Source organism: Arthrobacter humicola, assembly GCF_039531445.1.
Classification (GTDB): Bacteria; Actinomycetota; Actinomycetes; order Actinomycetales; family Micrococcaceae; genus Arthrobacter; species Arthrobacter humicola.
Genome location: NZ_BAAAQB010000029.1, coordinates 72168 through 78896, shown reverse-complemented (window position 1 = coordinate 78896; position 6729 = coordinate 72168). Strand labels below are relative to the sequence as shown.

Below are 6729 nucleotides of genomic sequence, written 5' to 3'. Positions count from 1 at the left end.
CCCCCGCTGTCGGATCCCTCTGAGGATCCGACAGCGGGGGCCTTCTGCTTTAGCGTCAACGCGGGTCACTCACGGCCCCTATTGGGGGGCGCTGATGCTAGCCTGCTGCGGTGAACCCTGATCCCGCCGCGTCGCCCCGCCTTCGTCCCTTCAACCAGGTCGACGTTTTCTCCGCCGAGCCGTACCGCGGAAACCCGCTGGCCGTCGTCGTCGACGCCGAGGGGCTCGCGGCAGGGACAATGCAGCAGTTCGCCAACTGGACCAATCTTGCGGAGACCGCGTTTCTGCTGCCGCCCACGCACCCCGACGCCGACTACCGGGTGCGGATCTTTACCGGAAGCGAAGAGTTTCCCTTTGCCGGCCATCCCACCCTGGGCTCGGCGCACGCCTGGCTTGAGGCGGGCGGCATCCCGCAGCAGGACGATGTGGTGGTCCAGGAATGCGGTGCCGGACTGGTGAGGGTGAAGCGCGACGCCGGACGCCTCGCGTTCGCGGCCCCGCCGCTGACCCGCTCGGGAGCGGTGGCGGAGGAAGACCTGGGGCGTATCGCCGCCGGCCTGGGGCTGCCCCGGGAAGCCCTGCTGGATGCGTCGTGGCTGGTCAACGGCCCGGACTGGATCGGTGTGCTGCTGGAATCGGCGGAACAGGTGCTGGGCATCCGCCCGGACTATGCGGCGATGGCCGGGCTCAAGGTGGGCGTCATCGGGCGGCACCGGGCCGGATCCGCCGTCGACTTCGAGGTGCGCACCTTCGTTCCGGGGGACGCCGCCGCGGAAGACCCCGTCACGGGCAGCTTCAATGCCGGCGCGGCCCAGTGGCTGATCCGCAGCGGACGTGCTCCGGAGGCCTATGTCGCGGCGCAGGGGACCGCCTTGGGTCGCGCCGGCCGGATCTACGTCGAGGCCGCCGGTGAGGACATCTGGGTGGGCGGAGATTCCACGAGCTGCATCGAGGGATGGGTCATGCTCTGAGCCGTTGCGCCATCAGCTGTGGTTGTTATTCCCCCTCTTAGGGGCCAGGAATGATGGCGCAACGGGGGCGGGAATAAATCCATGCGGCCGCCTCTTGTGTAGGTAGATGCAAATGCATGTATTAGCGTTGCTGACCTTGATTCAACTTAGGAGCATTCCGTGGAAACCCGCCGTATCACCGTTATCTCCGCCGGACTCGGCGTCCCCTCGTCGAGCCGACTGCTGGCGGATCAGCTGGCGGCTTCGGCCGAGCGGCAGCTTGCTGCGGCCGGCTACGCCGTGGACATCGAGGTCGTGGAACTGCGGGACCTCGCCGTGGACATCGCCAACAACTTCGTGACCGGCTATGCAGCTCCGCGGCTGGCAGACGTGATCTCCGGCGTCGAGGGATCCGACGGCGTCATCGCCGTCAGCCCGGTGTTCAGCGCGTCCTACAGCGGGTTATTCAAGTCCTTCATCGACGTGCTCGATCCCAAGGCGCTGGAGGGCAAGGCGGTTCTCCTCGGTGCCACCGCCGGCACGGACCGACACCAGATGGTGCTGGACTTCGCGATGCGGCCGCTGTTCACCTACCTTCGGACCCGGATCGCGGCCACCGCGGTCTTCGCCGGTCCCCAGGATTGGGGAAACAACGACGACGGCGGCTCGCCGCTGTCCGTGCGTGTGGATCGGGCGGCAGGGGAGCTCGTCCGCCTGCTCCAGGACTCAGGGTCGCAGCAGAAGCCGGCCATGCTGGAGTCCCTGCCGTTTGAGCAGCTGCTCGCCGGGATCTCCGGCCAGCGGTAGCGTCTACAGGCCGGGCAACCCGGGCCTCTTCGAGCTGTCCGTGATCAGTCGTCGAGCAGAGCGATAAACTCTCTGGCCTGCTTCATGGAAATATCTGAGTGGCGGGTCAGTGCGGTCGCCGCTGCCTCGGTGTCGCCGCTCTTTGCCAGGGTGCGGATTCTCCCGTAGATCTCGTCATTGAGCATGTTGCTGCTCACCTCGCGCGTGACGTCGCCCTTGCTCGCGATCGCGCGGTAGCGGTACGAAAACCGCTGCGGCACCTCGTCCTCGTCCGGGGCCGGCTCCTTGACGGCCTCTGGGGCACGGAACGGCTGGGGGTGGGCCGCTAGAGCCGCGACAGCGTCGCGGGACGCCCGGAGGCCCTCTCCCGTGGCTTCGAGGTACACCTTGATGGCCGCCATGGCCTGTCCCTGCGCGATCAGTGCGTACAGCCGCCGGTGTTGCTCCTGGTTGAGCTTGGCGGCCGCTGCCTGGGCGAGCTCCGCGGAGTCGGGGTCCGGCTGTGGCATGGCCTCCGGTCGGGAGCGTTGGCCGCGGCGGCTCCATGCCCGGACCGCCAGCAGCACGCCAGCGGCGACGAGCGCCAGGATCAGGACGGGGATGAGCAGTGCTTCCATGTGCTACAGCCGATCTACATAATTCTTGGCGGTCTTGAGGTCTGAGTGCGTCGACTGCCGAAGCAGCCGGGTGGCCTTGATCTTATGGCCGCTGCGGGCCAGCGCCTGCAGCTCCTGGAGGAGCTGGGGACTGAGGTGTCCGACGGCGAGCAGGGGGTCTCCGTGCCGCGTCCCTGCAGGGGCCGAGGCGTTCCGGGAGAGCAGCGCTGAGCGGGCATGGTCCTCTTGTTGCGACTGCTGCTGGGAGTTCTGGCTTGGGCGCGTGGTCGCTTCAATCCGGGCTCGGGCGGCCACGGCAGCCTCGACTTGCGCGGCATAGTGGGCCTGGGACTTTACTGCCAGTTCCCGCTGGTAGCGCTCGGCGTCTGAGATGCCGAAATTCCGCGGTTTCAGGGCCGTGGTGACCGCCCAGAGCACCGCCGCCAGAATGAGGGCAGGCAACATGACTATCAGTACATCGCCCATGGTTAGAGCTTATGCCAGATTGCGGTTATCCACAGCATGTTCTGCACCCCGCCTACAGTGCGCCGCGGCCCGCGTCAACTCCACCTCAATCCTCCCCGATGGCGTGAGTCCGCTCACAAAATGCGTGTATTAGGCCGCGAATGTGGCCTCCCATGCCGCGGCGTATCCCCAGCCGCAAGGTGCAGGCTGTGGATGAACCTTGGCGAAAATTGTTTTGTGTCCACAAGATGAATCCAATGTTTCCGCAGGTCAAGAACGGATTACGGACTCAACTTTTTTTCTATCCACAGCTCTACCCACAGACTGTGCACAAGCATCTGCCACTAGTGCACAGGTTATCCACAGGGCGGCGCACCGTCCGGGTTGGTGCCTGCCCGATCGGGGGATAACGTTGCAGGACATCGGGCTTTGGAAGCGGAAATCCTTCGGTCGCCGGGCGGTGCCCATTGAGGAAACCCGCCCCGGGATCCCGGCGGCGTACGGCCGCACCAGTGCTGTGGAGAACCGTGCAGGGAGGACCGGCGCGAATTGTCGGAGCTGACTGATACGAATTGGGTGGCGCCAGGCAATGCTGTTGGGAATCACCGCAGTTGGGAATCGCAGCAGTTTGGAATCACTGCAGTTGGGAATCGCAGCAGTTGGGCATAACAGCCGCTGGGCACCCCAGCAGTTGGGCGTCACCACAGCGGGTGGGCACCGCAGCAGTTAGGCATCAGGGCAGCTGGTCATCACCGCACAGCGCTTACGCGCCGCGGCGAAAGGATATCCGCCGCGGCACACAATGAAGGACGGCAGTTTTGTCAGTTACGCATCTGGACTCAGTCGAGGGTACGCGGGGAGCCGAGGGCAGCCGCAAGCCCCCGCAGGACATTCCCGCGGAGCAGTCAGTCCTGGGTGGCATGATGCTCTCCAAGGACGCCATCGCCGACGTCGTCGAGATCCTGCGCGGCCAGGACTTCTACCGTCCGGCACACGAAACCATCTACGAGGCCATCATTGACCTCTACGGCCGCGGTGAACCTGCCGATGCCGTGACGGTCTCGGACGAGCTGACCAAACGCGGGGAAATCAACAGGATCGGTGGACCCGCCTACCTGCACGAACTCATCCAGACGGTCCCCACCGCCGCCAACGCCGGATACTACGCCGAAATCGTGGGCGAACGCGCGGTGCTGCGCCGCCTTGTCAACGCCGGCACCAAGATAGTTCAGCTCGGCTACGGGCAGGACGGCGAGGTGGAGGACCTCGTCAACCAGGCCCAGGCCGAGGTCTACGCCGTCGCCGAACGCCGTACCGCCGAGGACTACGTGGTCCTCAAGGACGTCATGGAGTCCACGGTGGACGAGATCGAGGCCTCGGGACACCGCGGCGAGGGCATGGTGGGTGTCCCCACCGGCTTCTACGAGCTCGATGAACTGACCCACGGCCTGCATCCCGGCCAGATGATCGTCATCGCCGCGCGCCCCGCCGTCGGAAAATCCACGTTCGCGTTGGACTTCGCCCGCTCGGCCGCCATCAAGAACAACCTCGCCACCGTCATGTTTTCCCTCGAAATGGGCCGCAACGAGATCGCCATGCGCCTGCTGTCCGCCGAGGCCACGATCGGCCTTCAAGACCTCCGCAAGGGCACCATCAAAGACGAGCAGTGGTCCAAGATCGCCACCACGATGGGCCGCATGAACGATGCCCCGCTGTTCATCGATGACAGCCCCAACATGTCGCTTATGGAAATCCGGGCCAAGTGCCGGCGCCTGAAACAGCAGCATGACCTCAAGCTCGTGATCCTGGACTACCTGCAGTTGATGAGCTCGGGCAAGAAGGTGGAATCCCGTCAGCAGGAAGTCTCCGAGTTCTCCCGTGCGCTGAAGCTCCTGGCCAAGGAACTCCAGGTCCCCGTGATTGCACTGTCGCAGCTGAACCGTGGCTCGGAGCAGCGCCAGGACAAGCGGCCCATGGTCTCGGATCTGCGTGAATCCGGCTCCATCGAGCAGGATGCCGACATGGTGATCTTGTTGCACCGTGAAGATGTCTACGACAAAGAGTCCCCGCGCGCCGGCGAGGCGGACATCCTGATCGCCAAGCACCGTAACGGCCCCACGAAAGACATTGTTGTGGCCTTCCAGGGCCACTACTCGCGGTTTGCCAACATGGCGGCCGACGCCGGCGGTGGCGGCGGCTTCTAGCCGGCCCGCCCGGCTGGCCCGGCCCGCCCGTCAGCCCGCCCGGACCAACCCCGCCCGCCGGCCCGGTCAGGACCTAGCTGCCGCCTGCCGCGAGCAGATGGTTGGGCAGCCGGTTCCCGGGGGCCCGGCCGCGGATTTCCAGCAGTTCGCGGGCATGGGCGTGCAGCCGCTTGTCTTCGTCGGAGACCGGAACCCACTGCGGGATCGGGACCGATGTGCCCGTCTCGTCGCGGGCCACCATGACCGTCAGGCAGTACGTGGTGAGGTTCAGCTCGCGTCCCTTGGGGTCTCCCGAACGGACGTGCACGGCGATGTGCATGCCTTTCGTGCCGGTGTACACCAGCCGGGCCTCCACTTCCACGACGTGGCCGATCAGCAACGGTCGGTAGAACCGCACGCCGCCGGAGAACACGGCGACGGTGTCCTTTCCGCAGTACCGGGAGGCGCAGACGTACGCGGCCTCATCGATCCACTTCATAACGATTCCGCCGTGGACCTTGCCGCCCCAGTTCACGTCCGTGGGCGCCGCCACGAACCGCAGCACCACGCGTTCGGCCGTGCCGGCATCGGTGTATTCCTGCTCGCTCATGGCTTGGACGATCTCTTCGCGGACCTTGATCCGGGCCAGCGCGTCGTCCCGCTGCTCGATTTCTGCCGGCGTCGCGGGTTCAAACTGCGGCACCGGTATGGGCTTGCCGTCTGCGCCCACGGCCACGAAGATCACGATGCACTGACTGCGCATGGTGGCGGGTCCGCCCTTGGGATCGCTCGAGGACACCACGGTGCGGATGTGCATCGAGGACCGCCCTGTGTAGACGATCGTGGCCTCGACCTCCACCATGTCACCGCTGTTGACCGGATCTGCGAAGTGGATGTTTCCCACGTAGGCCGTTACGCAATAGGACTTTGCCCAGCCGACGGCGGCCGCGTAGGCCGCCTTGTCCACCCACTCCAGCACGGTGCCGGCGTCGACCGAACCGCTGTGGCCGACGTCGGTGGGGGCCGCCAGGAAGCGCAGGGTCACGGAATTGGGCGCGTTCTCGCTCATGCTGTGAGTTTACTGAAGGGCCGGCCGGGAGCCGTGGGCCGGCGACACAATCGCTGTCCGGGACGCCATAAGCCGCGGCGTGCGAACCGCCGGCATACGAAGCCGGTGACATGCGACGGCGGGCGGCCACCGCGAGGTGACCGCCCGCCGGGAGCGCTGAAAGGTGCCGGGAAAAACGCCTCAGGCGAGGACGCGGAGCCGGGATCCGCTACGGCCAAAGAGCGCCTTGTCCACAGAGACCGTGCCGGCGCCAACGAGGGCCACGGCCAGAGCGGCGGCCGCCAGGATCAGCACCAGCTCGTAGCCGCCGGTGGCGACGAAAACGCCGGCGGAGGCGTGGACCAGGAAGAGGGCGCCGAGCATGTCCAGTGCGAGGAGGGCGGCGAACACGCGGGTGAGCACGCCCAGGATCAGTGCGACGCCGCCGACGAGTTCGAGGGTCGCGACGACGGGTGCCACCGCCTGGGCCGCCGGGACGCCCATCTGGGTGAAGGCAGCCTGGGTGCCGGCGATGGTGAATTCGTTGAATTTCTGCCAGCCGTGGGCCGCGAACAGGAATCCCGTAATAACGCGCAGGATGGTTCGGGCGGAGGTGGTCAGTGCGGGCTGGTTCATGGGGGCCTTTTCTCGAGTGGACCGCCGCGTCGGCCGGGGCGAAA

General features: G+C 66.2%; 7 protein-coding genes. 3 read left to right on the top strand and 4 right to left on the bottom strand.

Annotation, left to right across the window (positions count from 1 at the left end; all coding sequences use genetic code 11):
* Positions 1 to 110 precede the first annotated feature (110 nt).
* Both ABD243_RS09840 and ABD243_RS09835 read left to right on the top strand, forming a co-directional pair.
* Positions 111 to 971, top strand: coding sequence for a PhzF family phenazine biosynthesis protein (locus ABD243_RS09840; RefSeq protein WP_344364874.1), 861 nt, complete (start codon positions 111 to 113; stop codon positions 969 to 971).
* A gap of 159 nt (positions 972 to 1130) precedes the next feature.
* Positions 1131 to 1757: an FMN reductase gene (locus ABD243_RS09835; protein ID WP_344364872.1), complete on the top strand. Its 627-nt coding sequence runs from the start codon at positions 1131 to 1133 to the stop codon at positions 1755 to 1757.
* 44 nt (positions 1758 to 1801) lie between these two features.
* Here ABD243_RS09835 and ABD243_RS09830 read toward each other — a convergent pair whose 3' ends face one another.
* Both ABD243_RS09830 and ABD243_RS09825 read right to left on the bottom strand, forming a co-directional pair.
* Complete coding sequence (locus tag ABD243_RS09830; RefSeq protein WP_344364869.1) at positions 1802 to 2374, bottom strand: hypothetical protein; 573 nt, start codon at positions 2372 to 2374, stop codon at positions 1802 to 1804.
* Positions 2375 to 2377: 3 nt separating this feature from the next.
* On the bottom strand, positions 2378 to 2839 hold the full coding sequence (locus ABD243_RS09825; RefSeq protein ID WP_344364867.1) for a hypothetical protein: 462 nt from the start codon (positions 2837 to 2839) through the stop codon (positions 2378 to 2380).
* Positions 2840 to 3636: 797 nt separating this feature from the next.
* Between ABD243_RS09825 and dnaB the strand changes: the two genes are divergently transcribed.
* Positions 3637 to 5022 (top strand): replicative DNA helicase, encoded by a 1386-nt coding sequence (dnaB, locus tag ABD243_RS09820; protein ID WP_018775337.1) that lies wholly within the window; start codon positions 3637 to 3639, stop codon positions 5020 to 5022.
* 73 nt (positions 5023 to 5095) lie between these two features.
* Here the strand turns inward: dnaB and ABD243_RS09815 are convergent, their stop codons facing one another.
* Together ABD243_RS09815 and ABD243_RS09810 are read right to left on the bottom strand one after the other, a co-directional pair.
* Positions 5096 to 6070 (bottom strand): acyl-CoA thioesterase, encoded by a 975-nt coding sequence (locus ABD243_RS09815; protein ID WP_344364863.1) that lies wholly within the window; start codon positions 6068 to 6070, stop codon positions 5096 to 5098.
* A gap of 180 nt (positions 6071 to 6250) precedes the next feature.
* Positions 6251 to 6685, bottom strand: a complete 435-nt coding sequence (locus ABD243_RS09810; protein WP_091248439.1) for a DoxX family protein — start codon at positions 6683 to 6685, stop codon at positions 6251 to 6253.
* Between the last annotated feature and the right edge of the window lie 44 nt (positions 6686 to 6729).